This is a genomic window from Kytococcus sp. Marseille-QA3725 (assembly GCF_054950055.1).
In genome coordinates this window covers 1011373-1035167 of sequence record NZ_JBUCLA010000001.1, presented here as the reverse complement: position 1 = coordinate 1035167, position 23795 = coordinate 1011373, and the positions used below count along the sequence as shown (strand labels likewise).

The following is a 23795-nucleotide window of genomic DNA, read 5'->3' as shown; positions in this document are numbered from 1 at the left end:
GTGACGAAGGGCTCCACCAGATGGTGGGGCCCTTCGTCGTGTCCGGGGTGTGGACCCGGGAGGGGCGCACGGCCTCAGCGAGTGGCGAACTGGCGGTGGGCGACCGAGAACAGGTGGAGGACCTCGTCCTCGGAGAGTCCTTCGAAGCCCGGGAGCAGGACGCACTCCACCCGGAGGCGGGCGTAGGGCCGGGGGCCGGCACGCAGCTGCACCCGCCAGGGCTGTGCCGCGAGCCGCAGGACACCCTGAGGGGTGAGCGGCAGGACGGTGCACCTGCCGCCGATGTCGTGCTTGACCGGGACCTGTCGGCGTTCCGGGGGCTGGAGCTCGGACCACGGGATCGGGCCGATGCCCCGCAGCATCACCCCACGGGCGTCGAGGAGTACCGGTAGGTGCTCGGACCGGACGCGACTGCGCCAGCCCCGCAGGACGAGTGTCGTCAGGCCCACGCCGGCCGTGCCCACCAGGACCAGCGGGACGCCCGCCAGTGCGGCGAGGCCCCATGCGCCGTGCTGGTGCAGCGCGACACCGAGGACCACGGCCGCGAGACCCAGGAGGACCAGGACCACGGCGACGGTGCGCGCGGTGCGCTGGCGTCCCAGCCAGCGTCGCGTCGGCTCCGCGAAGGCGCCCGGACGATGCAGCCGCCCCCTGCCCAGCTCGGCCAACGCGGTGGCCAGGAGCGGGGAGGGGGCGGCAGGGGAGTGGTCGGGCCAGCTCATGGTGGGAAGCCTCTCCCGCCGGGAGCCGGCCCGGGGTCATCCTCCCGCGCCATCCGGGCGGGGCGGGATCCTGCGGGAGGAGGAGGGTGCCGTTCAGCGGCGGGTGTCGCCGGCTGGGGGTTGCTGGCCTCCGGAGTCCCTTCCCTTGCGGCGCTGTGCCTCGTTCATGCCATAGCGCACCCCTCGGGTGACGAGCCGGCGGGTGACGATGCGTCCGATTCTTCCTGCGATCTGCTGCCAAGCCATGTCCCCACGCTAGCGACGGCTCGCGGAGGCTGCGACCGGGCGACGGCGTGAACCATGAAAGACTGCCCCGATAGGGGTCGACCAGTGTGCCGCCCGGCCTCCCGGCCGGCCGGCCCGGACCCCGACTGCTTCCGTCCGTCGACCCCGAGGTGTCTCGCCCCGTGTCCCCCGTCGCACACACCGCCCTGCAGCCGGCCGCCACCCCGCCGTCGCAGATCCGCAACTTCTGCATCATCGCCCACATCGACCACGGCAAGTCGACGCTGGCCGACCGGATGCTGCAGATCACCGAGGTGGTGCAGCCACGCAACATGCGGGACCAGTACCTGGACCGCATGGACATCGAGCGGGAGCGCGGCATCACGATCAAGTCCCAGGCCGTGCGCATGCCCTGGGCGCTGGGTGAGGGCAAGGACCAGGAGACCTTCGTCCTCAACATGATCGACACCCCCGGGCACGTCGACTTCACCTACGAGGTGTCCCGGTCGCTGGCCGCCTGCGAGGGCGCGATCCTGCTGGTGGACGCGGCGCAGGGCATCGAGGCGCAGACGCTGGCCAACCTGTACCTGGCCATGGAGAACGAGCTCACGATCATCCCGGTGCTCAACAAGATCGACCTGCCGGCCGCGCAGCCGGAGAAGTACGCCGAGGAGATCGCGGGCCTCATCGGCTGCGAGCCCGAGGACGTGCTGAAGGTCTCCGGCAAGACCGGCGAGGGCGTCGCGGAGCTGCTCGACCACGTCGTGGCGATGATCCCGCCGCCGGTGGGTGAGGCCGACGCGCCGGCCCGCGCCATGATCTTCGACTCCGTCTACGACACCTACCGCGGCGTCGTCACCTACGTCCGCGTGGTGGACGGCATGCTCAACGCGCGCGAGAAGATCCAGATGATGTCCACCGGTGCGACGCACGAGCTGCTGGAGCTGGGCGTCATCTCGCCCGAGCCGAAGCCGACCAAGGGCCTGGGCGTGGGGGAGACCGGGTACCTCATCACCGGGGTGAAGGACGTCCGGCAGTCCAAGGTCGGTGACACGGTCACCAGCCAGCGGGAACCGGCGAACGACCCCATCGGCGGCTACAAGGACCCCAGCCCGATGGTCTACTCCGGCCTGTACCCGATCGACGGCTCGGACTACCCGACGCTGCGCGAGGCGCTGGACAAGCTCAAGCTCAACGACGCGGCCCTGGTCTACGAGCCGGAGACCTCCGCGGCCCTGGGCTTCGGCTTCCGCGTGGGCTTCCTGGGCATGCTTCACCTGGAGATCGTCCGGGAGCGCCTGGAGCGCGAGAACAACCTGGACCTCATCTCCACGATGCCCAATGTGATCTACACGGTCACGATGGAGGACGGTACCGAGGTGGTGGTCACCAACCCGAGCGAGTTCCCCGAGGGCAAGGTGCACAGCATCACCGAGCCGGTCGTGAAGGCGACGATCCTGACCCCGAGTGAGTTCATCGGCTCGGTCATGGAGCTGTGCCAGTCGCGCCGCGGCACGCTCGGTGGCATGGACTACCTGTCCGAGGAGCGGGTGGAGATGCGCTACACGCTCCCGCTGGCGGAGATCGTGTTCGACTTCTTCGACAACCTGAAGTCCCGGACCAAGGGCTACGCCTCCTTCGAGTACTCCGAGGCCGGCTACCAGGAGGCCGAGCTGGTGAAGGTCGACATCCTGCTGCAGGGCGACCAGGTGGACGCGTTCAGCTCGATCGTGCACAAGGACAAGGCCTACGCCTACGGGGTGGAGATGGCCGGCAAGCTCAAGGAGCTCATCCCGCGCCAGCAGTTCGAGGTGCCGATCCAGGCCGCGGTGGGCTCGCGCATCATCGCCCGCGAGACGATCCGCGCCATCCGCAAGGACGTGCTCTCCAAGTGCTACGGCGGTGACATCAGCCGCAAGCGCAAGCTGCTGGAGAAGCAGAAGGAGGGCAAGAAGCGCATGAAGATGGTCGGCACCGTCGAGGTGCCGCAGGAGGCCTTCATCGCCGCGCTGAGCCAGGACGGCGAGAAGGGCAAGGACGCCAAGTGAGCTCCGGGGCGCAGGGTTCCGACGCGCCGTCGGGGGGCGAGCAGGCAACCGGCGACGAGCCCACCGGTCGCGACGCGGTGGGCGGAGGCGTCCGGCCCGAGGGCGCGCCCCGCAAGGGGGCCGCTGCGCCGGCCGGTGCCGCGCTGGAGCACGCGGGCGTCTCGCGAGGTGACGCCGAGCGGCTGCCCGACGGGCGGCTCAAGCGGGTGACCCGCTCCTACGTCGTGCGTGGTGAGCGGCCCGATCCGCGCCACGCGCAGGCCTGGGAGAAGCACGCCGACCGACTGGTGGTGGAGCCGCCGCGCACGACCGAGCCGCTCTCCGTGGACCCGGGGTTCCGCTTCGACGCCGAGGCCGTGTTCAGGCGCCGGGCGCCTCTGGTGGTCGAGATAGGTGCCGGGTCCGGCGACGCGGTGGCGGCCCACGCGGCGGCCCACCCGGAGATGGACCACGTTGCCATCGAGGTGTGGCACCCCGGGGCCGCGCAGATCGTCAGCCAGCTGGCGCACGCCGGGCTGGAGAACGTGCGCGTCATGGAGGTCGACGCCGCGCGGGCGTTCGCGACGATGTTCCAGCCCGGTTCGCTGACCGAGGTCTGGACCTTCTTCCCCGACCCGTGGCCGAAGGCCAAGCACCACAAGCGCCGGCTGGTGAGCACCGCGCTGGCCGACGACGTCGCCCGGGCGCTGGAGCCCGGCGGCGTGTGGCGGCTGGCCACCGACTGGGCCGACTACGCCTGGTGGATGCGGGACGTCGTCGAGGCCTGCGAGGCGCTGGAGAACCCGTACGTCGGTGAGCGGGCGGCCGCGGAGGACCCGTCCGGCGCCCACCGGGGCGGGTTCGCCCCGCGCTTCGAGGAGCGTCCGGTCACGCGGTTCGAGCGCAAGGGGCTCGGGGTGGAGCGCGTCGTGCGGGACGTGGTCGGCCGGCGGGTCTGAGGCGTGCCCCAGCTCCCCGACGGCGACCCCGCACCCCGCGACGGACGTCTGCCCGACGCCTCCCTCGCGTCCATGCGGCAGGGCACCTTCTCGCTCTACCTGCACGTGCCGTACTGCTCGGTGCGCTGCGGCTACTGCGACTTCAACACCTACACGCTCACCGAATTGGGGGATGCCACGGGAGCCTCCCTGGCCACCTGGGTCGACGGGGTGGCCGCCGAGCTGGACCTGACTCGCGCGGTCCTCACGGCGGACGGCGGCCCGCTGCCGGTGGTGGACACCGTGTTCATCGGCGGGGGAACGCCCTCGCTGCTGGGCGCGGACGACCTGGGGCGGGCGCTGGGTGTTGTCCGGGAGCGCTTCGAGGTGACCCCTGACTGGGAGGTGACCACCGAGGCGAACCCCGACCAGGTCGACGAGTCCTTCGCAGATCGGTTGGCCGCTGCGGGATTCACGCGGATGTCGGTGGGCATGCAGTCCGCGGTGCCTCACGTGCTGGCCACCCTGGACCGGACCCACGACCCCGCGAACGTCGAGCGGGCCGTGCGTGCGGCGCAGTCGGCTGACCTGGCGGTCTCGGTGGACCTCATCCACGGCACACCGGGGGAGTCGCTCGAGGACTGGCGCACCAGCATCGAGTCCGCGTTGGCCCTGCGCCCGGACCACGTCTCGGCCTATGCCCTCACCATCGAGGAGGGAACGGCGCTGCATCGGCGCGTGGTGCGGGGTGAGCTGCCGGTGCCGAGCGAGGACGACCAGGCGGACAAGTACGAGCTGGCCGACGACCTGCTGGCCGCGGCGGGCTACGCCTGGTACGAGCTGTCGAACTGGGCGCGCACCGAGCGCGGTCGGTGCCGGCACAACGAGCACTACTGGGACGGCGGGCACTGGTGGGGCGTCGGGCCGGGGGCCCACAGCCACGTCGGCGGCACACGCTTCTGGAACGTCAAGCACCCGAGGGCCTGGGCCCAGCGTCTGGCCGAGGGGTCGCCGGCGGCAGCACGGGAGGTGCTGACGCAGGAGCAGGTCACCGAGGAACGCGTGATGCTCGGCATCCGCCGGCGCGAGGGACTGCCGCTGGCCGCCGTGCCGGAGGCGGGGAGGGCTGCCGTGGCCGGCCTCATCGCCGACGGTCTCGTGGAGGGGGCCCCGGTGATCCGGGAGTCGCGGCTGGTGCTGACGCGACGGGGGCGTCTGCTGGCCGATCGAGTGACCTTCTCGCTGCTCGGCCTGTGAGCTGAACCCGGCCTGGCCCGGGCCCGTCCACAGCGAATCGGTCAGGGGCCGAGGTTGTCGGTGGGAACCCGTAATCTGAGTACATCAGTTCGAGGAGGTGTCGGACTGGATGACTCCGACGGGTCCTGTGGGCTGGAGGGAGGGGGAGACGGTGCGGATCGAACGGGAGCCACGAGGCGGTGGCCTCTGGAGTGGCGACATCCGGCGGGGTGCGGAGACCCGGGGCGAGCAGGCGCTGGACGGGACCCTGGTGGCCGTGCACGCCATGCGTCGTGCAGAGGCCGCGCTCGTGGAGGCGCTGGTGGAGGTCCACCGGGAGGTGGCAGCGGCCCTGGAGCGGCTGCACGACGAAGGAGAGGATGTGGCCTGTCGGGAGGCGGATGCCCTGGCGGCGACGGTGGACGAGTTCGTCGCGGCCAGCGGTGAGTCCCGGCGGTTGGTGGGGCTCGTGGCCAGTGGCCCCGGGGGCGTCGGGTGTGCGCTGGAAGCCCTCCGCGAGGGGCGGGCCTCGCTGTCGCGCGTCCTGGACTGGAGCAGCGCGACGGGGCACCTGGGAACGGACGTGGCCGTCGGCATCGGGGAGGGCGTGATGACGCGCGGGCGGGACGGCCAGCCGCGTTCGTCACCCGCGTTCCGGACGGCGTTGCGCCGACGAGTGCGACAGGCGGAGGCAGCCGATCCGCAGGCAGCGCGACGCAAGCGGGAGGAGACGTTGGTGCTTCGGGGTGCGTGGACAGCGCCCGGAGAGGACGGAACGGCTGAGCTGACCGTGAGCGGTGAGACCACGAGGGTGGCCGCTGCCTGGGGACGGCTCGACGCCGCATCTCGTCGTGCGAAGGCCGCCGGGGACGAGCGCACGCTGGGCCAGTTGCGCTCTGACCTGCTGCTGGACCTGCTCCTCGTGGGGCAGCTGCCCGGTGCGGTCACCCAAGGGGCATCGAGTCAGCCGCCCGTCTGCACCTCCTGTGGAGTGGTGTCCGCGGACTGGTGGCCCCTGCCCGTCGTCGGCGATCCGGTGCTCCCTCCCGCGCGGTGCACCGTCGTGGTCGGCCTGGACGTGCTGGTCGCCGGTACGGGGGAGGGCGAGGTCGCGTCACTGCCGACAAAGCCATCTGCGGGCGCACCTCTCGGCTGGGTCCCGGGTTTCGGACACCTCGATCCGGAGCACGTCCGCGCGGTGGCGGTGCGGGAGGGGTCCGTCTGGCGACGGCTCGTGGCCGACCCGGTGTCGGGTCATGCCCTCACCGTCTCGCCGCACGAGTACCGGCCGACGTCGTCGGTGGCGCGCTTCGTCAGGGCGCGGGACGGACTGGCCCGTGACCCCGGTTCCGGTACGGAGGCCGACCGGTGCGAGATCGACCATGTCGTGCCCTTCGACGACGGTGGCACCACCACACCGGACAACCTGCAGTGCCTCTCGCGCCGAGGACACGCGCGCAAGACGAAGCGGCAGTGGGTGGCGTCCGTCCAGTCGGACAGTGCGATCGAGTGGACCTCCCTCCTCGGGCGGACGTACACGACCGACCCGTTCGACTACCGGGAGCTGTGAACGGAGAGGGCGGGGAACGTGTGTGTGGGGCCGGGGCACGGGAGGGCGGAGGGGAGGCGTGGGTGTGGGGCGCCGGTAGCCGCTGGCGTGCTGGGGTGTGAACCGCTGCCCTGACGCACCGGGACCTGGACGTGCCGGGGCCCCGACATACCGGCGCCTGGGCGCACCGGTGCCCGGCAGTGGTGGTCTGCCGGGCACCGGTGTGGGTCCTCGTGGACGGTCGCCGTGGACTGCCCTTGACCGTCGTGGACGGCCGCCGTGGGAGGCGCGGGATCAGGTGAGGATCTTCAGCTCGATCGGGTACTCGTACGGCTCGCCCCGGGAGGCCTTGATCGTCGCGCTGATGGTCCACCACAGGTACAGCACCGTGAACACCAGGAACGCGAGCAGCGTCAGGGGCAGGGCGAGCCCGAAGGTGATGAGTGTGATGATCCACGCCGACCAGAAGGCGATCGTCGCCACGACGTGGAAGTTGAACGAGCCCGCGGCGGCACGTCGTACGAACGGGTCCTTGTCCTGGTACACAGCCCACACGATCAGCGGGCCCAGGAAGGGGAGCCAACCACCCGTCAGCACGGTGGCGATGATGCCCGAGAGGTGGCAGAACATGGCGACGAGCTTGTCGTTGCTGTCGGCGCCGGTCCGATTCATGTGACCCGTCTGCGGGCTCGGGCCGGTTCCGTGCTGGTGGCCCGGGCCGGTGTGGCGGTCTTCGCCACCCGGCCAGGGCACCTCGGGACTCCGGGGACTGTCGGTGGTGGGGTTCCAGGACTGGGTACCGTGCCCGGGGCCGGGCGGGGGAGGTGTGGTGGTCATGTCGTCAGTGTGCCCATGTGGTCCGCACCGTGCGTGCGCCCACGGGCGGACCTGTGGACGGCGCACTCCGGCCCGGTGTCAGCCCAGCGGGACGTCCCCGACGGTGACGAAGTCGATGAGCTCCTCGACCCTCCCCAGCAGCTCGGGCTCGAGGTCCGTGTAGTCCTCGACGGTCGCGAGGATCCGCTTCCAGCCCCGGGCCACGTCGGCCTGGTTCTCGTGGGGCCACCCGAGCTCGGCGAGGATGCCGTGCTTCCAGGAGGTCCCCTTCGGGATGACCGGCCAATGCGTCCACCCCAGCCGCTGCGGCCGCACCGACTGCCAGACGTCGACGTAGGGGTGCCCCACGATCTTCACGTGCCGGGCGTAGCGCGGGGTCCGCCGTGCCTCCTCGACGACGCGCGACTCCTTGGTGCCCGGCACGAGGTGGTCGACGAGCACCCCCATGCGCCGGTCGGCGGTGGGCCGGAACTCCTCGATGACGCCGCGCAGGTCGTCCACGCCGTCGAGCATCTCGACGACGACGCCCTCGACGCGCAGGTCGTCGCCCCACACCTTCTCGACCAGCTCGGCGTCGTGACGGCCCTCGACGAAGATGCGGGACCCGACGGCCACGCGCGCCGGCGCGTCGGCGACCGCCTTGCTGCCGCTCGCCGTCCGCCCCGGCGCCACGCGTCCCGCGGGCCGGGGGGATGCCGCGCGCTTCGGCGCCACCAGCGTTACCGGCTTGCCGTCCACCCAGAAGCCAGGACCCATGGGGAACCCCTTGGTGCGTCCCCGCGCGTCCTCCAGGTGCACCACGTGCTGCCCGCCGGCCTTCTCCACCGATACCACGGCACCCACCCAGCCGGTGGCCACGTCCTCGACCACGGTCCCCGGGGTCGCCTCCACCTCCTGGCTGCGTCCGCGGCGAGGCCGCTTCCAGTCCCCGGCCAACACGTCGGTCCCGTACCTGTCCATGGCCGCACAGGGTACGGCGGGCAGCGAGCGATGACGCGTAGACTGGCACTTGGCGTGTGCGAGTGCCAGAGTCGGTGGGCCGTGGCGGCAGCTCGCGACGCCCCACGAGACCACGCACGACGGACCCGTCAGGAGGAGACCGATGTCCGGTGAACGCCGCATGCAGGTGCTGCGCGCCATCGTGGAGGACCACGTGCGCACCTCCGAGCCGGTCGGCTCCCGCAGCGTCCTGGAGGGCCACGGACTGGGCGTCTCGGCCGCCACCATCCGCAACGACATGGCGATGCTGGAGGCCGAGGGGCTGATCCAGGCCCCCCACACCTCCGCCGGCCGCGTGCCGACTGACGCCGGCTACCGACGCTTCGTCGACGGCATCGAGCAGCTCCGGCGCCTGTCCCCGGCCGAACGACGCGCCATCCGCGACTTCCTGGCCGACCCGATGGACCTCGACGACGTGGTCGAGCGCACGGTGCGCCTGCTGGCCGCCCTGACGCACCAGGTGGCCGTGGTGCAGTACCCCTCGCTCACCCGGTCCACGCTGCAGCACGTCGAGCTGGTGCCGGTCGGCTCGCGCACGATGGTGGTGATCATCACCGACAGCGGACGGGTCGAGCAGCGCTTGGTCGACCTGCCCGAGGCGACCGCCTCGGAGGACCTGCGCGTGGTCCGCGACCGCGTCAACGGCGCCGCCGCGGGGCAGCCCTTCTCCTCGGCCCGCAGCGCCCTCTCCGAGGTGACCCGTCGCTTCCCGGAGGACCTCGCCCTGGCCGCGGTGGCCGAGGTGGTGACCGGCACGCTCGCCGGGGAGCGTGAGGAACGTCTCGCCTTGGCCGGGACCTCCAGCCTCGTGCGCCACACCACGGACTTCGGCGCCTCGCTGGAGGACGTGATCTCGGCCCTGGAGGAACACGTGGTGCTGCTGCGGTTGTTGCAGTCCGCGGACCCGGGCGACCTCGCCGGCGGTGCCCGGCCCGGGGTCGCGGTCTCCATCGGGACCGAGAACGACCACAGCGGACTGCAGACCACCTCGGTGGTCAGCAGCACGTACGGTCAGGACGGCGTGGGATCCCTCGGGGTCCTGGGCCCGACCCGGATGGACTACCCCGGCACCATGGGGGCCGTGCGGGCCGTGGCCGCATACCTCTCCCAGGTGCTGGAGCACCGGTGAGCCCCGCCGGCCGACCCGAGCACCACCCCGACAGCCACCCCCGACCCGCAGCCGCCGGCCCCGCCGGCGCGGAGAGCGCATGAACGACTACTACGAGACCCTCGGTGTTTCCCGCGACGCGACCGCGGAGGAGATCAAGCGGGCTTACCGCAGGAAGGCCCGTCAGCTGCACCCGGACGTCGCCCCCGGCAAGGAGGATGAGTTCAAGCAGGTCGGCCAGGCCTACGACGTGCTGGGCGACGCCCAGAAGCGCGCCGCCTACGACCGCGGCTCCGACCCCTACGCCGACCCGACGGCCGGCTTCGGCGGTGGTGCCGGCGGTGCCTTCACGTTCAGCGACATCATGGATGCCTTCTTCGGTGGCCAGGGCGGCGCCGCGGGCCCGCGCTCGCGCCAGCAGCCCGGGCAGGACGCCCTCGTGCGCCTGGACGTCCCGCTGCGCACGGCGGTGTTCGGCAACACCGAGGACCTCACCGTCGAGACCGCGGTGCGCTGCTCGGTCTGCGAGGGCGACGGCACGGCCCCGGGCACCGGCACCCGCACGTGCGACGTCTGCCACGGCCAGGGCCACGTGCAGCAGGTGCAGCGCTCCTTCCTCGGCCAGGTGATGACCACCCGCCCGTGCGGTGCCTGCCAGGCCACCGGCGAGGTCATCATCGACCCCTGCACCAACTGCCACGGCGACGGCCGCGTGCGCGAGCGCCGCACCCTGAAGGTCAAGGTGCCCGCCGGCGTGGACACCGGAACGCGCATCCAGCTGGCCGGTCAGGGCGAGGTCGGTCCCGGTGGCGGACCCGCCGGCAGCCTCTACGTCGAGCTCAACGTGGTGGGCGACGACACCTTCACCCGGGAGGGCGACGACCTGCACTGCTCGGTGGAGCTGCCGATGATGGCCGCGGCGCTGGGCACCACGGCGACGGTGGAGACCTTCGACGGCACCGAGCAGGTCGAGATCCCCGCGGGCACGCAGCACGGGACGGCGTTCACGCTGAACGGCCTGGGTGTCGGGCACCTGCGCCGTGACGGGCGGGGCGACCTGCACGTGCACGCGAACGTCGTGACGCCCACCCGCCTCGACGGTCGGCAGAAGGAGCTCCTGCGCGAGCTCGCCCGGATCCGCGGCGAGGAGCAGGCCACCGGCACCATCACCTCCATGGAGCAGCACGGCGGCGGGTTCTTCGACCGCCTGCGCGACGCCTTCACGGGGCGCTGATGACGCTGCCGCTCTTCCTGGCCGAGGGTGACCTCGCCGCCCCGGGGGAGTCGTTCACCCTGGCCGGCGACGAGGGGCACCACGCCGCGACGGTGCAGCGCATCGGCGTGGACGAGGAGGTGCTCGTCGCCGACGGTGCCGGCTGCGGGGTGCGCGCACGCGTGACCGCCACCTCCAAGTCGACCCTGGACCTGGAGGTGCTCGAGGCGCTCACCGAGCCGTCCGGGCGCCCTCGGCTGGAGCTCGTGCAGGCCCTGGCGAAGGCCGGGCGGGCCGAGCAGTCGCTGGAGACCAGCGTGGAGATCGGCGTCGACTCGGTCGTGCCCTGGCAGGCCGAGCGCAGCATCAGCCGCTGGGCGGGGCCCAAGGCCGACAAGGGGCGCACGAAGTGGGCCCAGGTGGTGCGCGCGGCGACCAAGCAGTCGCGTCGCCTCTGGGAGGCCCCGGTGGAGCCGCTGGTGGACACCGTCGCGCTCGCCGAGCGCATCCGCGCAGGTGTCGATGCGGACGAGCTCACCCTGGTGCTGCACGAGGTGGCCACCGACGGCCTGCTCCCGACGCTGGGATCGCTCGTGGCGGAGCAAGGACAGCCCGGTCTGGTGCGTGTGGTCATCGGCCCCGAGGGTGGGATCAACCCCGCCGAGCTGGAGCGCCTCACCGCCGCCGGCGGGGTGCCCGTCGTGCTGGGCCCCCACGTCCTGCGCACGAGCAGCGCGGGCCCGGTGGCCCTCGCGCTGCTCTGCGGTGCCCTCCGCTGGTGAGGGGGCGCGGCTAGGCTGGCTGGTATGAGCACCGCCGACTGCCTCTTCTGCAAGATCGTCACCGGGGACGTGCCCGGCGACCGCGTGCTGGAGTCCGACCGCTCGCTCGCCTTCCGCGACATCGACCCGCAGGCGCCCACCCACGTCCTGGTGGTGCCGAAGGACCACCACGCGAACCTGGCCGCCGTGGCGGTGGACGACCCGCAGTCGGCCACCGACCTGCTGCAGACGGTCGCGCGCGTGGCCGACCAGGAGGGCCTGGCCGGGGACGGCTACCGGGTGGTGGCCAACACCGGCACGCACGGCCAGCAGTCCGTGGACCACGTGCACCTGCACGTCATCGGGGGGCGCCAGCTGCAGTGGCCTCCGGGCTGACCCGGGGCCGGTGGCACCCGGCCGCCCAGCGTCCGGGTCGCGTGTCCCTGCCACCGCCTAGAATCGGGGCACGATGACTGAGCACACCCCCGATTCCCGGACCACGGGATCCTCCCCGGACCAGACGTCCCGCTCCCAGAACGACGACCGGGCACGATCCGGCGCCGGGACCCGCACCACCTCGGTGGTGACCCTGCCCGAGGGGGTGTCGCTCGTCTCCCTCTGGGGTCCGCAGGACCAGCTGCTCCGGACGATCGAGCGCGCCTTCCCGGACGTCGACCTGCTGGCCCGCGGGGACGAGCTGCACCTGGAGGGGCCGGTGCAGGAGGTCTCGCTCACCGAGCGGCTCGTCGAGGAGCTGCTGGTGATGGTGCGCGGCGGCCACCCGCTGACCGCCGATGCGGTGGAGCGGTCAATCGGAATGCTCCGTGCCCGCACCGCGGAGCGCCCGGCGGACGTGCTGACGCAGAACATCATCAGCAACCGCGGCAAGACCATCCGCCCCAAGACGCTCGGCCAGAAGCAGTACGTCGACGCGATCGGCCAGCACACCGTCGTGTTCGGCATCGGCCCGGCGGGCACCGGCAAGACCTACCTGGCCATGGCCAAGGCGGTCGCCGCGCTGCAGGCCAAGGAGGTCAGCCGCATCATCCTGACCCGCCCGGCGGTCGAGGCCGGTGAGCGCCTGGGCTTCCTCCCCGGATCGCTCAACGAGAAGATCGACCCCTACCTGCGGCCGCTGTACGACGCGCTGCACGACATGGTCGACCCGGACTCGATCCCGCGGCTGATGGCCAGCGGCACCATCGAGGTCGCCCCCCTGGCGTACATGCGCGGCCGCACCCTGAACGACGCGTTCATCATCCTGGACGAGGCGCAGAACACCTCGCCGGAGCAGATGAAGATGTTCCTCACCCGCCTGGGCTTCGGCTCCACGATGGTGGTCACCGGTGACACCACGCAGGTGGACCTGCCGGGCGGCACCCGCTCGGGGTTGTCGATCGTGCAGGAGATCCTCTCCGGCGTGGAGGACGTGCACTTCTCGCACCTCTCGGCCGTCGACGTCGTGCGGCACCGGCTGGTGTCCCGGATCGTCGAGGCCTACGGGGCGTGGGACGCCTCGCACCGTCCGGGCCAGGGGAAGGGCGGCGCATGACCGTCGAGGTCCTCGTCGAGGACGAGCCGCTGTGCGACCCCGCCGACGTGAGTGCCGCTGCCCGGTACGCGATGACGGCGATGCACGTGCACCCCGCGGCGGAGCTGTGCATCCGCTTCGTGGAGCCGGATGCGATCCAGGTGCTCCACGAGGAGTGGATGGACCTGGCGGGCCCGACTGACGTCATGAGCTTCCCGATGGACGAGCTGCGCCCCGGCACGCCGGACCGCCCCTCCGAGCCGGGGGTTCTCGGTGACATCGTGCTCTGCCCGCAGGTGGCGGCCCGGCAGGCCGAGGAGCTGGGCCACCCGGTGACCGACGAGCTGCTCATGCTCACCGTGCACGGGGTGCTGCACCTGCTGGGCTACGACCACGCCGAGCCCGAGGAGGAGCGCGAGATGTTCGCCCTGCAGGCCGAGGTGCTGCGCGACTACCTGGCCGGAACCGGTCGCACGACCACGGCGTCGCCGCGCCCCGGGGCCCGGGGGGAGCGCGCATGATCGGGTGGCTGCTCGTCCTGGCCGTGGTGCTGATGGCCGTCACCCACCTGCTGAACATGGCCGAGACGGCCCTGCAGCGGGTCAGCAAGCGCCACGCCGAGGCACTCGCGCAGGAGGGCCGACGGGGCGGTGACGCCCTGGCGACGATCCTGCAGGACACGGCGGCGCACATGTCGGTGATGACCTTCCTCCGGGTGCTGGGGGAGTGCGCGGTCGCCGTGCTGCTGACGGTCGTCGTCGACCGCTGGGTGGACACGCTCTGGGCGGCCGTCCTCATCGCCGTCGCGGTGGTGACCGTGGTGTCCTACGTGGTCCTCGGAGTCTCCCCGCGGACTCTCGGCCGCCAGAACGCCGAGACGATCGCGCTGCGCACGGCACCGGCCGTCGCCCGGGCGCGGCAGCTGCTGGGCCCCCTGTCGAAGGCACTGATCCTGATCGGCAACGCGGTCACCCCGGGCAAGGGCTTCGCCGACGGTCCGTTCGAGAACGAGGCCGAGTTCCGCGACATGGTCGACATGGCACGCGAGAGTGCCGTCATCGAGGCCGACGAGCGGGAGATGATCCACTCGATCTTCGAGCTCGGCGAGACCACGGCCCGGCGGGTGATGGTGCCGCGCACCGACATGGTCGTGATCGAGGGTCACAAGCAGCTGCGCAAGGTGATGAGTCTGGCGCTGCGCTCGGGCTTCTCCCGCATCCCCGTCGTGGGCGAGGGGGGCACCGACGACATCCTCGGCGTCATCCACTTCAAGGACGTGGTGCGCTGGGTGAACGCCGACGCCGGTGCGCGCGAGAGCGTCACCGCGGCCGAGGTGATGCGCGAGGCCACCTTCGTCCCCGACAGCAAGAGCGTGGACGACCTCCTGCGCGAGATGCAGGTCAGCCAGACCCACTTGGTCGTCGTCATCGACGAGTACGGCGGCACCGCCGGCCTGCTCTCGATCGAGGACATCCTGGAGGAGATCGTCGGTGAGATCACCGACGAGCACGACCGGGAGAGCGTCGAGTCAACCCGGCTGGAGGACGGCACCTGGCGGGTGGCCGCGTCGATGGACGTCGACGATCTCAGCGACCTCTTCGACGTCTCCTTCACCGAGGAGGTCACCGAGGACGTCGAGACCGTGGGCGGTCTGCTCGCCAAGCTCGTCGACCGGGTGCCGATCGTCGGCTCCACCGGCGACGTCGCCGGCATCCGCCTGACGGCCGAGCGGCTCTCCGGCCGGCGCCACCGCGTGGCCACCGTCATCGCCGAGTGGGTGGGCCACGAGCGCGACGGTGACGAGGACGGGGCCACCGGGTCCGAGGAGCAGGGCGGCGCCCACCCCCTCGGGGACGAGGGCTCGTACCCGGCCTCCCTGGTGCTCGACGACGAGCCGGACCGGGAGCCGATCGAGGTGGAGCACCCGACAGGGCACACTGACGAGGACACGGGCTCCTCCCGGTACGTCGAGCCGGGAGAACCCGCCCACCGAACGCGACCCGTCGAGGAGCAGCGATGACGATCATCCCCGGCTTCCCCGAGGACTACCGTGCCGGCTTCGTGTGCTTCGTGGGGCGCCCGAACGCGGGCAAGTCGACCCTCACCAACGCCTTGGTCGGGCAGAAGGTGGCCATCACGTCCAACAAGCCGCAGACCACGCGGCACACCGTCCGCGGCATCCTGAGCGACGAGCGGCAGCAGATCGTGGTGGTGGACACCCCCGGCCTGCACAAGCCGCGCACCCTGCTGGGGGAACGCCTCAACGACGTGGTCCGCGAGACCCTGCTGGACGTCGACGTGATTGGCTTCTGCATGCCGGCCGACCAGAAGCCCGGGCCGGGTGACAAGTTCATCGCGGCCGAGCTCGACGAGGTCCGCCGGGGCCGCCGCACGCCCGTCATCGCGATCGCGACGAAGGCCGACCTGGTCTCGCGCGACCAGCTCGCCGAGCACCTCATCGCCATCGACCAGCTCGGGGAGTTCGACGAGATCGTCCCCTGCTCGGCCGTGAACGGTGAGCAGCTGGAGGTGGTCCGGGACCTCATCGGCCAGCGGTTGCCCCTGTCGCCGCCGCTCTACCCCGACGACGTGCTGACCGACGAGCCGATCGACGTGATGGTGGCCGAGCTGGTCCGCGAGGCCGCGCTGGAGGGCGTGCGCGACGAGCTGCCCCACAGCCTGGCCGTGGTCGTGGAGGAGATGCTGCCCCGCGAGGACCGGCCCGCCGACAAGCCGCTGCTGGACGTGCGGGTGAACGTGTTCGTCGAGCGACCCAGTCAGAAGGCGATCATCATCGGTCGCGGCGGGTCGCGGCTGCGCGAGGTCGGCACCACCGCGCGCAAGGACATCGAACAACTCCTGGGCCAGCGCGTGCACCTCGACCTGCACGTCAAGGTGGCCAAGGACTGGCAGAGAGACCCCAAGCAGCTCCAACGGCTCGGCTTCTGAGGGGTCGGCCCGATCCCGTCCGCCTCAGCGCACCCCGCGGGGCCGGAACTGGATGCTGACCCGGGGACCGGTGGGGGCCTTCTCCTTGGGCACCGCGTGCTCCCAGGTGCGCTGGCAGGAGCCACCCATCACCACGAGGTCGCCGTGCCCGATGCGCAGCGTGAGCGAGGTGCCCCCACCGTTCGGCCGCAGGAGCAGGCGGCGTGGGGCCCCCACTGAGAGGATCGCGACCATCGTGTCGTGGGTGGCCCCGCGGCCGAACCGGTCGCCGTGCCAGGCCACCGAGTCGTGCTCGTCCCGGTAGAGGCACAGACCGGCCGTGACGAAGGGATCCTCGTCCGGCGTGCCCGCATAGTGCTCGTCCAGTGCCCCTCGGGCGGTCTCCAGCACAGGGTGGGGGAGGATCTCGTGCTCCCGGTAGAAGCGGAGCAGACGGGGCGTGTCGACCACCCGGTCGTACATCCGGCGTCGCTCGGCCTGCCAGTCGACCTCCGCCAGCAGTCGCTCCAGCAGCGTCTCGGCCCCGGTGAGCCACCCCGGCCGGACGTCCACCCATGCGCCGTGGTCCAACCGACGGCGGGACATCGCGGGCCAGAGGGGGCGCAGGCCCACGGTCGTCTCCTGGTCGAAGAGCGAACCCTGGAGCGGCGCAGCGGTCGGAACTCGTACGGGCATGTCGGCAGGTTAGTACACAGGGCCGACTCAGGTGCGACCTAGCCTGATCCCGTGCGCGAGGACCACCCCGACCTGACCCGGCTGGATGCCAGTCCGCCCTCGCCCGTGGCCGACGCGGTCTCCGCGGTCCTGGACCCGCAGTGGGTCCTGCCCCTCGTCCTCGGTGTGGTCGGCTGGCGGGCCGAGGGGCCGGTGGGCGTCGCGTGGGCGGCGGTCGCCCTGATGTTCGTCGTGGTCCTCCCGCTGGGCCTCGTCCGGTGGCTCCGACGCAGGGGCTCGGTGGCCGACCGGCGCATCGTGCGTCGTGAGCAGCGCGTGGTGCCGCTCGTCGGGGCGGGGGTGAGCGTGACCGGCGGCCTGGCGCTGATGCACCTGGTCGGGGCGCCCGCGGACCTGGTCCGTCTGCTCGCGTCGGTCCTCGTGGTGCTGCTCGTCTTCGGCCTCGTGACCCTGGCGCACAAGATCTCCTTCCACGTCGGGGTGGTCGCCGGGGGAGCTGCCGGCCTGCTGGCCAGTGGGGCGGTCACCGTCGGTGGGCTACTGGTGCCCTGCGTCCCACTGATCGCGTGGGCCCGGGTGCGCGGCGGGCGCCACACGGTCGGGCAGGTACTGCTCGGGAGTGTGCTGGCGCCGGCCGTGACGGTGGCGTGCTGGAGGGCCCTCGGCGGCTGAGCCGATCCGGCGCCGCCGGTGCCGGTCCCCGGAGGGGCCGGGTCCGCGCGGCACAATGGGGGCATGCCCCTCTACCGCGACGCCGCCATCGTGCTGCGGACGCACCCGCTGGGGGAGGCCGACCGCATCGTGACCCTCCTGGGCCACCAGCGCGGCAAGGTGCGCGCCGTGGCCAAGGGGGTGCGCCGCACCAAGTCGCGTTTCGGTGCCCGGCTGGAGCCGGCCATGGTGGTGGACGTCCAGTGCTACGAGGGCCGCTCGCTGGACACCATCACCCAGGCGGAGTCGATGGCGACCTACGGGGAGCTCATCGCCCGCGACTACGCGCGGTGGGTCTGCGCCCAGGTGATGTGCGAGACGGCCGACAGCCTGGTGGACGAGGGGGAGCCCAACCAGGCCCAGTTCCGGCTGCTGGCCGGCGCCCTGTCCGCGCTGGCCGCCGCGCAGTGGCCGCCGGACGTGCTCATGGACGCCTACCTGCTGCGCTCGCTGGCGATCGCCGGGTGGCCGATGGCGACCCACGACTGCGCGCAGTGCGGTGCCACCGGTCCGCACCGTGGTGTCCACGTGGCCGCCGGGGGCGTGGTGTGCCCCTCCTGCCGCAGGGCGGGGGCGATGGCCCCGCACCCGGAGAGCGTCCGGCTGCTGGACGCCCTGGGCGAGTCGCGGTGGGCTACCGTGCGCGAGGTCCTGGCCTCCGACGGGGCCGCCGTCCGGCGGCGCGAGGTGCAGGAGCTGGTCACCGCGCACCTGCAGTGGCACACCGAGCGGCAGGTGCGGTCGGTGCGCCACCTGGACCCGGAGCTACTCCTGGCCGGCAGCGCTCCGGCGCCCACCGCCCACCAGACCCAGCCAGCATCCGCCGAGCAGACGGGACGCCCCTGACATGACGCGCCACACCGACCCCTTCCCGCACCCGTCCGGGGCCCGACCGCCACAGCTGACGGCGCAGGAGCTGCCCCAGCACGTCGCCGTGGTCATGGACGGCAACGGTCGGTGGGCCAACGAGCGGGGGCTGCCGCGCACCGCCGGGCACGAGGCCGGCGAGGGGGCGCTGCTTGACGTGGTGGCCGGGGCGATCGAGGCCGGGGTGCCGCACCTGTCGGCCTACGCATTCTCCACCGAGAACTGGCGCCGCTCCCCGGAGGAGGTGCGCTTCCTCATGGGCTTCAACCGGGCGGTCATCCGGCGTCGCCGGGACCAGCTCCACGAGTGGGGGGTGCGCATGCGCTGGGTCGGCCGCCGGCCGCGTCTGTGGCGCGGCGTCATCAAGGAGCTCGAGACCGCGCAGGAGATGACCCGCGACAACGACCGCCTGACGCTGTACTTCTGTGTCAACTACGGCGGGCGGGCCGAGCTCGTCGACGCCGTGCGCGGGGTGGCCGAGGAGGTGGCCGCGGGGCGACTCACCCCGGGGGGCATCACCGCCGCGACGATCGCGCGCCACCTGTACGAGCCGACGATGCCGGACGTGGACCTGTTCCTGCGCTCCTCCGGGGAGCACCGGACCAGCAACTTCCTGCTCTGGCAGAGTGCTTACGCGGAGATGGACTTCCCCGAGACCCTGTGGCCGGACTTCGACCGGCGCCACCTGTGGGCCGCGCTGGAGCGCTACGCGGGGCGCGACCGCCGTTTCGGGGGAGCGGTGGACCGGCCGCAGACCGCCGGGGACGGTGCTCAGGCGCAGGAGGCGCAGCGGCCGTAGAGCTCCACGATGTGGGTGACCTCGGAGAATCCGTGCTCGGCGGCGATCTGCTCGGACCACTGCTCCACGGCGGGACCGTCGATCTCGACGGTGTTCCCGCACTCGCGGCAGACGAGGTGGTGGTGGTGCAGCTCGGTGTCGCAGGCCCGGTACAGCGTCTCACCGGCCTCGGTGAGGAGGGTGTCGACCTCACCGGCCTCGTCGAACGCCTGCAGGGCCCGGTAGACGGTGGCCAGGGCCACCTTCTGACCGTCCTGCGACATGGCCGCGTGCAGCTGCTGGGCCGCGACGAAGTCCGAGCGGTCGGAGAGCGCCTCCAGGACGGCGGTCTGCTGCCGGGTACGACGGGGACGGGTGGTGGTCACCGCTCCTCCTGCACTGTGCTGGTCGAGAGGTCCAGAGGACGCTCATCGTAGTGCGCACCGTGCGGGTGGTGCAGGTGCCCGTCGTGCACGTGGTCGACGTGGTCACCGTGCGGGACGGCCGGGTGGTCGCAGTCGGGGGTGCCGTGCTCGTGGTCCTGGTGCTCGCCGAGCGGGGCCCGCCGGTGGTGACGCACGCGCAGGGCGTGGAGCACGCCGGTGACCAGCGCAACGAGCGCGTACAGGCCCACTGCCAGCAGCACGATGGTGCCGCCGGAGGGCAGGTCGGCCTCGTAGCTGAGCGCGACGCCGCCGACGCTGGAGACCACACCGAGCACGAGGGCGATCCACCACGCCGCGGCGAAGCTGTGGGTGAGGCGCTGGGCCGCGGCGTTGGGCACCACCATGAGCGCCGAGATGAGCAGCAGGCCCACCACGCGCATGGACATGACGACTGTCATGGCCACCAGTGCCGAGAGCAGGATGTTCAGGCCCAGCACGGGCAGGCCCTGCGCGCGGGAGAAGGTCTCGTCCTGGGCGACGGCGAAGAGCCGTGGCCGCAGCAGCAGGGTGGTGCCGGCGACCAGTGCCGCGAGCACGCCGAAGGTCACCAGGTCCGCGGACGTGGTCGTGGTGATCGCACCGAACAGGTAGCTGGTCAGCATCGCGTCCGCACCGGCCGACGAGGACGAGATGAGCACCACGCCCAGGGCGATGCCGGTGTAGAAGAGCAGCGCCAGGGCGACGTCGCTGGCCGCCCCGCCCCGGTGCTTCACGAGCTCGACCACCACCGCGGCGAACACGGAGACGACGAGGGCGACGCCGACCGGGGCCTGGTTCAGGACGACACCGATGGCGACACCCGCCAGGGCCACGTGCCCGATCGCGTCGCCGATCAGCGACATGCCGCGCTGCACGACGAAGATGCCCACCATCGGGGCCGTCAGGCCGATGAGGAGCGCCGCGACCAGTGCGCGGCGCATGAAGTCCAGGTCCCACATCTCGAGCATCAGGCGTCCTCTCCGTCGGTGGCCGGCACCAGACGGCCGTCGGCCAGGCGCACCACGCGGTCCAGCATGTCGCGCAGTGGTTCCAACTCGTGCGTCACGACCAGGATGGTCAGGCCCTCGGCCCGGAGGCGTCCGAGCAGCCCCGCGAGCACCTGCTGCGAGGCGACGTCGACGCCGGCGGTCGGCTCGTCCAGCACCACCAGCTCGGGGTGGCTGACCAGTGCCCGGGCCAGCAGCGCGCGACGGCGCTGGCCACCCGAGAGGGTCGCGATGTCCTGTCGTGCCCGGTTGCCCAGGCCGACGGCCTCGACGGCCTCGCGGACGGCCTCGCGGTCCCTGCTGCCGGGGTGCCGCCACCACGGCAGCAGGGGCAGACGGCCGGCCGTGACGACCTCCTCCACCGTGGCGTGCAGTGCCGTGGCGACCGAGTGGTGCTGCGGCACGTAGCCCAGTCGGGTCCGGTCGCGGAGTCGGTGCAGGGGGGTGCCCAGGATCTCGACCTCGCCGGCGAGGTGCTCGGCCAGGCCGAACAGTCCGGTCGCCAGGGTGGTCTTGCCCGAGCCGTTCGCGCCGGTCAGGGCGATGGCCTGGCCGGGCTCGATGCGCAGGTCGACCGGGCCGACGACGGGGTGTCCCCCGAAGCCGAAGGTGGCCCCCCGCAGATCGAGGGCCGGGGTGGTACCGCTCAGCTGCACTCCTGCCCCTTGCGCAGCGTCTCGGTGTTGGCCTCCATGATGCCGACGTAGTCCTCGGCGACCGAGGCGTCGGTGAGGCCCGCCGCGGTGTCCAGCACGGCCACCTCGGTGCCGGTCTCGGAGGCCAGCGCCTCGGCGGTGTCGCGCGGGGCCAGCGGCTCGGTGTAGATCGTGCTGACGCCGGCGTCCTCGACGAGGTGGGTCAGCTCGGCCAGGCGGGTGGGGGAGACCTCGGAGTGACCGTCCAGGCCCGAGGCGCCGACCTGGTGGAAGTCGTGGCGGTCGGCCAGGTAGGCGAAGGCCTCGTGGCTGACCAGCAGGTCGGTGTGCTTGCACTCGGTGAGCTCGTCGCTCATCTTCTGGTCGAGCTCCTCGAGCTCCTTGACGAACTCCTCGGCGTTCTTCTCGTAGTCCTCCGCGTGGTCGGGGTCCTTCTTGGCCAGCTCCTCGCCCAGGGCCGTGGCGGTCTCGGCGTAGCGCACGGGGTCCAGCCAGTAGTGGGGGTCCACGCCGCCGTGGTCGTGCCCCTCGTGACCATCGTGGTCGTGACCCTCGTGGCCGCCCTCGTCCTCGTGCGCGTGGTCCCCCTCGCCCTCGCCCTCGTGCGAGTGGCCGTCCTCGTCGCCGTGGTCGTGGCCGTCGCCCCCGGGCATCCCGAGCTCGGTGTGCTCCCCGGCGTCCCAGGCCCGGTCGGAGGCCTCCGCGTCCACCGCGGCGTCCACCGAGGGCTGCATGGTGCGCAGGAAGACCACGAGGTCCGCGTCCGACAGCTTGCCGACGGCCTTCGGGGTCATCTCGAAGGAGTGCGGGTCGGCACCCTCCGGCGTGAGCTGGGTGACGTCCACGTGCTCGCCGCCGACCTTCTCGGCCAGCTCGGTCATCGGGAAGAAACTCGTGGTCACCGTCAGCGCGGCATCCTCCCCGCCCCCGCCCGAGCCGTCCCCTTCGCCGGAGCCGTCGCCCCCGCCGCACGCGGAGAGGGAGAGGGCAACAACCAGCGTGAGTGCGCCCCAGCGGGACGCACGAGAGGGATTCATCATGAAGATCATTCTCACACGGCCTCGAGTGAGTGGTCAAAGCACCGGTGGACCAGTCGCTCTCGTCCAGGCGCGAGGTGATCCGGCGACGGGGGAGAGGGCACGTACCCTGTGCCCATGGCCAAGAAGACCTCGATCGTCGACACCGTCGTCTCCCTCTGCAAGCGCCGCGGGTTCGTGTTCCCGACCGGCGAGATCTACGGCGGAACCCGCTCGGCCTGGGACTACGGGCCGCTGGGGGTGGCGCTGAAGGAGAACATCAAGCGCCAGTGGTGGCGCACGATGGTGCAGATGCGCGAGGACGTGGTCGGTCTCGACTCCGCGGTCATCCTGCCGACGGCGGTCTGGGAGGCCTCCGGTCACGTGGCCACCTTCACCGACCCGCTGGTCGAGTGCCTGTCCTGCCACAAGCGCTTCCGCGCGGACCACCTGCAGGAGGCGCTCGCGGACAAGAAGGCCGCCAAGGGCGAGGAGGTGGACCCGGACTCGATCGCGTTCGAGGACATCGTCTGCGCGAACTGCGGCACCAAGGGCGCGTGGACCGAGCCCAAGCAGTTCTCGGGTCTGCTGAAGACCTACCTCGGCGTCACCGAGGACGAGAGTGGCAAGCACTACCTGCGCCCAGAGACGGCGCAGGGCATCTTCACGCAGTTCACGAACGTGATGACCACCAGCCGCAAGAAGCCCCCGTTCGGCATCGCGCAGGTGGGCAAGTCCTTCCGCAACGAGATCACCCCGGGCAACTTCATCTTCCGCACGCGTGAGTTCGAGCAGATGGAGCTCGAGTACTTCGTGGCCCCCGAGGAGGCCCCGAAGTACTTCGACGAGTGGATCGACATCTGCGAGCAGTGGTTCACGGACCTGGGCATCGACCCGGAGAACATCCGCCGCTACGAGCACCCCGAGGAGAAGCTCTCCCACTACTCCGACCGCACGATCGACCTGGAGTACCGTTTCGGCTTCTCCGGCTCCGAGTTCGGCGAGCTGATGGGTGTGGCCAACCGCACCGACTACGACCTGGGGGTGCACGCCGAGGCCTCGGGTCAGGACCTCTCCTACTTCAACCAGGCCACCGGTGAGCGCTACGTGCCGTATGTCATCGAGCCCGCGTTCGGCCTGACGCGCGCACTCATGGCCTTCCTCATCGACGCCTACACCGAGGACGAGGCCCCGAACTCCAAGGGTGGCGTCGACAAGCGCGTCGTGCTGCGCCTCGACCCGCGCCTGGCGCCGGTGAAGATCGCCGTGCTGCCGCTGAGCCGCAACGAGAAGCTCACGCCGAAGGCCAAGGAACTGGCCGCCCAGCTGCGCCGCTCCTGGGACGTCGACTTCGACGACGCCGGCGCGATCGGCCGCCGCTACCGCCGGCAGGACGAGATCGGTACCCCCTTCTGCGTGACGGTCGACTTCGACACCCTCGAGGACGAGGCCGTGACCATCCGTGAGCGCGACACCATGAGCCAGGAGCGGGTGCCCTTGGCTGAGGTGGAGGGCTATCTCGCCCGGCGCCTGATCGGCTGCTGACCAGCGCCGCACCACCGGAC

General features: G+C 71.9%; 24 protein-coding genes. 16 read left to right on the top strand and 8 right to left on the bottom strand.

What is annotated here, in order from left to right; translation table 11 throughout:
• Positions 1–74 precede the first annotated feature (74 nt).
• Entirely contained in the window at positions 75–722 is a 648-nt protein-coding gene (locus ACY8FT_RS04710; RefSeq protein ID WP_462417767.1) for a hypothetical protein, read from the bottom strand.
• Between the two features lie 407 nt (positions 723–1129).
• Between ACY8FT_RS04710 and lepA the strand changes: the two genes are divergently transcribed.
• From lepA to ACY8FT_RS04690, 4 genes are all read left to right on the top strand, one after another.
• Complete coding sequence (lepA, locus tag ACY8FT_RS04705; RefSeq protein WP_462417766.1) at positions 1130–2995, top strand: translation elongation factor 4; 1866 nt, start codon at positions 1130–1132, stop codon at positions 2993–2995.
• Positions 2992–3933 carry a tRNA (guanosine(46)-N7)-methyltransferase TrmB gene (gene trmB, locus ACY8FT_RS04700; protein ID WP_462417765.1) on the top strand — a complete coding sequence of 314 codons (942 nt, stop codon included), beginning with the start codon at positions 2992–2994 and terminating at the stop codon, positions 3931–3933. Before lepA ends, trmB begins: the two co-directional genes overlap by 4 nt.
• A gap of 3 nt (positions 3934–3936) precedes the next feature.
• Entirely contained in the window at positions 3937–5169 is a 1233-nt protein-coding gene (gene hemW, locus ACY8FT_RS04695; RefSeq protein ID WP_462417764.1) for a radical SAM family heme chaperone HemW, read from the top strand.
• 151 nt (positions 5170–5320) lie between these two features.
• Complete coding sequence (locus ACY8FT_RS04690) at positions 5321–6718, top strand: HNH endonuclease signature motif containing protein (RefSeq protein ID WP_462417763.1); 1398 nt, start codon at positions 5321–5323, stop codon at positions 6716–6718.
• A gap of 273 nt (positions 6719–6991) precedes the next feature.
• Here ACY8FT_RS04690 and ACY8FT_RS04685 read toward each other — a convergent pair whose 3' ends face one another.
• Positions 6992–7369: a DUF4870 domain-containing protein gene (locus ACY8FT_RS04685; protein ID WP_462417762.1), complete on the bottom strand. Its 378-nt coding sequence runs from the start codon at positions 7367–7369 to the stop codon at positions 6992–6994.
• A 243-nt stretch (positions 7370–7612) separates the two neighbouring features.
• Complete coding sequence (locus ACY8FT_RS04680) at positions 7613–8494, bottom strand: DUF3097 domain-containing protein (protein ID WP_462417761.1); 882 nt, start codon at positions 8492–8494, stop codon at positions 7613–7615.
• A 142-nt stretch (positions 8495–8636) separates the two neighbouring features.
• On the opposite strand from ACY8FT_RS04680, the gene hrcA reads away from it, so the two are divergent.
• The 8 genes from hrcA to era all read left to right on the top strand — a co-directional run bounded on the left by hrcA (position 8637) and on the right by era (position 16095).
• Entirely contained in the window at positions 8637–9662 is a 1026-nt protein-coding gene (hrcA, locus tag ACY8FT_RS04675) for a heat-inducible transcriptional repressor HrcA (protein ID WP_462417760.1), read from the top strand.
• A gap of 79 nt (positions 9663–9741) precedes the next feature.
• A complete protein-coding gene (gene dnaJ, locus ACY8FT_RS04670) occupies positions 9742–10875 on the top strand; it encodes a molecular chaperone DnaJ (protein ID WP_462417759.1) in 1134 nt (377 codons plus the stop codon).
• Entirely contained in the window at positions 10875–11636 is a 762-nt protein-coding gene (locus ACY8FT_RS04665) for a 16S rRNA (uracil(1498)-N(3))-methyltransferase (RefSeq protein ID WP_462417758.1), read from the top strand. The genes dnaJ and ACY8FT_RS04665 overlap by 1 nt, the downstream gene beginning before the upstream one ends.
• A gap of 24 nt (positions 11637–11660) precedes the next feature.
• Positions 11661–12011: a histidine triad nucleotide-binding protein gene (locus ACY8FT_RS04660; RefSeq protein WP_462417757.1), complete on the top strand. Its 351-nt coding sequence runs from the start codon at positions 11661–11663 to the stop codon at positions 12009–12011.
• A gap of 73 nt (positions 12012–12084) precedes the next feature.
• Positions 12085–13167 (top strand): PhoH family protein, encoded by a 1083-nt coding sequence (locus tag ACY8FT_RS04655; protein WP_462417756.1) that lies wholly within the window; start codon positions 12085–12087, stop codon positions 13165–13167.
• Entirely contained in the window at positions 13164–13667 is a 504-nt protein-coding gene (ybeY, locus tag ACY8FT_RS04650) for an rRNA maturation RNase YbeY (protein ID WP_462417755.1), read from the top strand. Before ACY8FT_RS04655 ends, ybeY begins: the two co-directional genes overlap by 4 nt.
• Positions 13664–15166: a hemolysin family protein gene (locus ACY8FT_RS04645; RefSeq protein ID WP_462417754.1), complete on the top strand. Its 1503-nt coding sequence runs from the start codon at positions 13664–13666 to the stop codon at positions 15164–15166. The genes ybeY and ACY8FT_RS04645 overlap by 4 nt, the downstream gene beginning before the upstream one ends.
• On the top strand, positions 15163–16095 hold the full coding sequence (era, locus tag ACY8FT_RS04640; RefSeq protein ID WP_462417753.1) for a GTPase Era: 933 nt from the start codon (positions 15163–15165) through the stop codon (positions 16093–16095). Before ACY8FT_RS04645 ends, era begins: the two co-directional genes overlap by 4 nt.
• A gap of 24 nt (positions 16096–16119) precedes the next feature.
• On the opposite strand, the gene ACY8FT_RS04635 is transcribed toward era, so the two are convergent.
• Positions 16120–16770 (bottom strand): alpha-ketoglutarate-dependent dioxygenase AlkB, encoded by a 651-nt coding sequence (locus ACY8FT_RS04635; RefSeq protein WP_462417752.1) that lies wholly within the window; start codon positions 16768–16770, stop codon positions 16120–16122.
• Positions 16771–16821: 51 nt separating this feature from the next.
• Here ACY8FT_RS04635 and ACY8FT_RS04630 point away from each other — a divergent pair, with 51 nt between their 5' ends.
• The 3 genes from ACY8FT_RS04630 (at position 16822) to ACY8FT_RS04620 (ending at position 19147) form a co-directional block, all read left to right on the top strand.
• Positions 16822–17442: a hypothetical protein gene (locus ACY8FT_RS04630; protein WP_462417751.1), complete on the top strand. Its 621-nt coding sequence runs from the start codon at positions 16822–16824 to the stop codon at positions 17440–17442.
• Between the two features lie 63 nt (positions 17443–17505).
• The gene (recO, locus tag ACY8FT_RS04625; RefSeq protein ID WP_462417750.1) at positions 17506–18327 is read left to right on the top strand and encodes a DNA repair protein RecO; all 822 of its coding nucleotides are present in this window, start codon (positions 17506–17508) and stop codon (positions 18325–18327) included.
• Position 18328: 1 nt separating this feature from the next.
• Positions 18329–19147: an isoprenyl transferase gene (locus ACY8FT_RS04620; RefSeq protein WP_462417749.1), complete on the top strand. Its 819-nt coding sequence runs from the start codon at positions 18329–18331 to the stop codon at positions 19145–19147.
• On the opposite strand, the gene ACY8FT_RS04615 is transcribed toward ACY8FT_RS04620, so the two are convergent.
• From ACY8FT_RS04615 to ACY8FT_RS04600, 4 genes are read right to left on the bottom strand one after another with little or no spacing between them, the layout of a single operon-like run.
• A complete protein-coding gene (locus ACY8FT_RS04615) occupies positions 19120–19512 on the bottom strand; it encodes a Fur family transcriptional regulator (RefSeq protein ID WP_462417748.1) in 393 nt (130 codons plus the stop codon). The genes ACY8FT_RS04620 and ACY8FT_RS04615 overlap by 28 nt on opposite strands.
• Positions 19509–20519 (bottom strand): metal ABC transporter permease, encoded by a 1011-nt coding sequence (locus ACY8FT_RS04610; protein WP_462417747.1) that lies wholly within the window; start codon positions 20517–20519, stop codon positions 19509–19511. Before ACY8FT_RS04610 ends, ACY8FT_RS04615 begins: the two co-directional genes overlap by 4 nt.
• Positions 20519–21214 (bottom strand): metal ABC transporter ATP-binding protein, encoded by a 696-nt coding sequence (locus ACY8FT_RS04605; RefSeq protein WP_462417746.1) that lies wholly within the window; start codon positions 21212–21214, stop codon positions 20519–20521. Before ACY8FT_RS04605 ends, ACY8FT_RS04610 begins: the two co-directional genes overlap by 1 nt.
• Complete coding sequence (locus ACY8FT_RS04600; protein WP_462417745.1) at positions 21205–22254, bottom strand: metal ABC transporter substrate-binding protein; 1050 nt, start codon at positions 22252–22254, stop codon at positions 21205–21207. Before ACY8FT_RS04600 ends, ACY8FT_RS04605 begins: the two co-directional genes overlap by 10 nt.
• 114 nt (positions 22255–22368) lie before the next feature.
• Here ACY8FT_RS04600 and ACY8FT_RS04595 point away from each other — a divergent pair, with 114 nt between their 5' ends.
• Entirely contained in the window at positions 22369–23775 is a 1407-nt protein-coding gene (locus tag ACY8FT_RS04595; RefSeq protein ID WP_462417744.1) for a glycine--tRNA ligase, read from the top strand.
• Positions 23776–23795 lie beyond the last annotated feature (20 nt).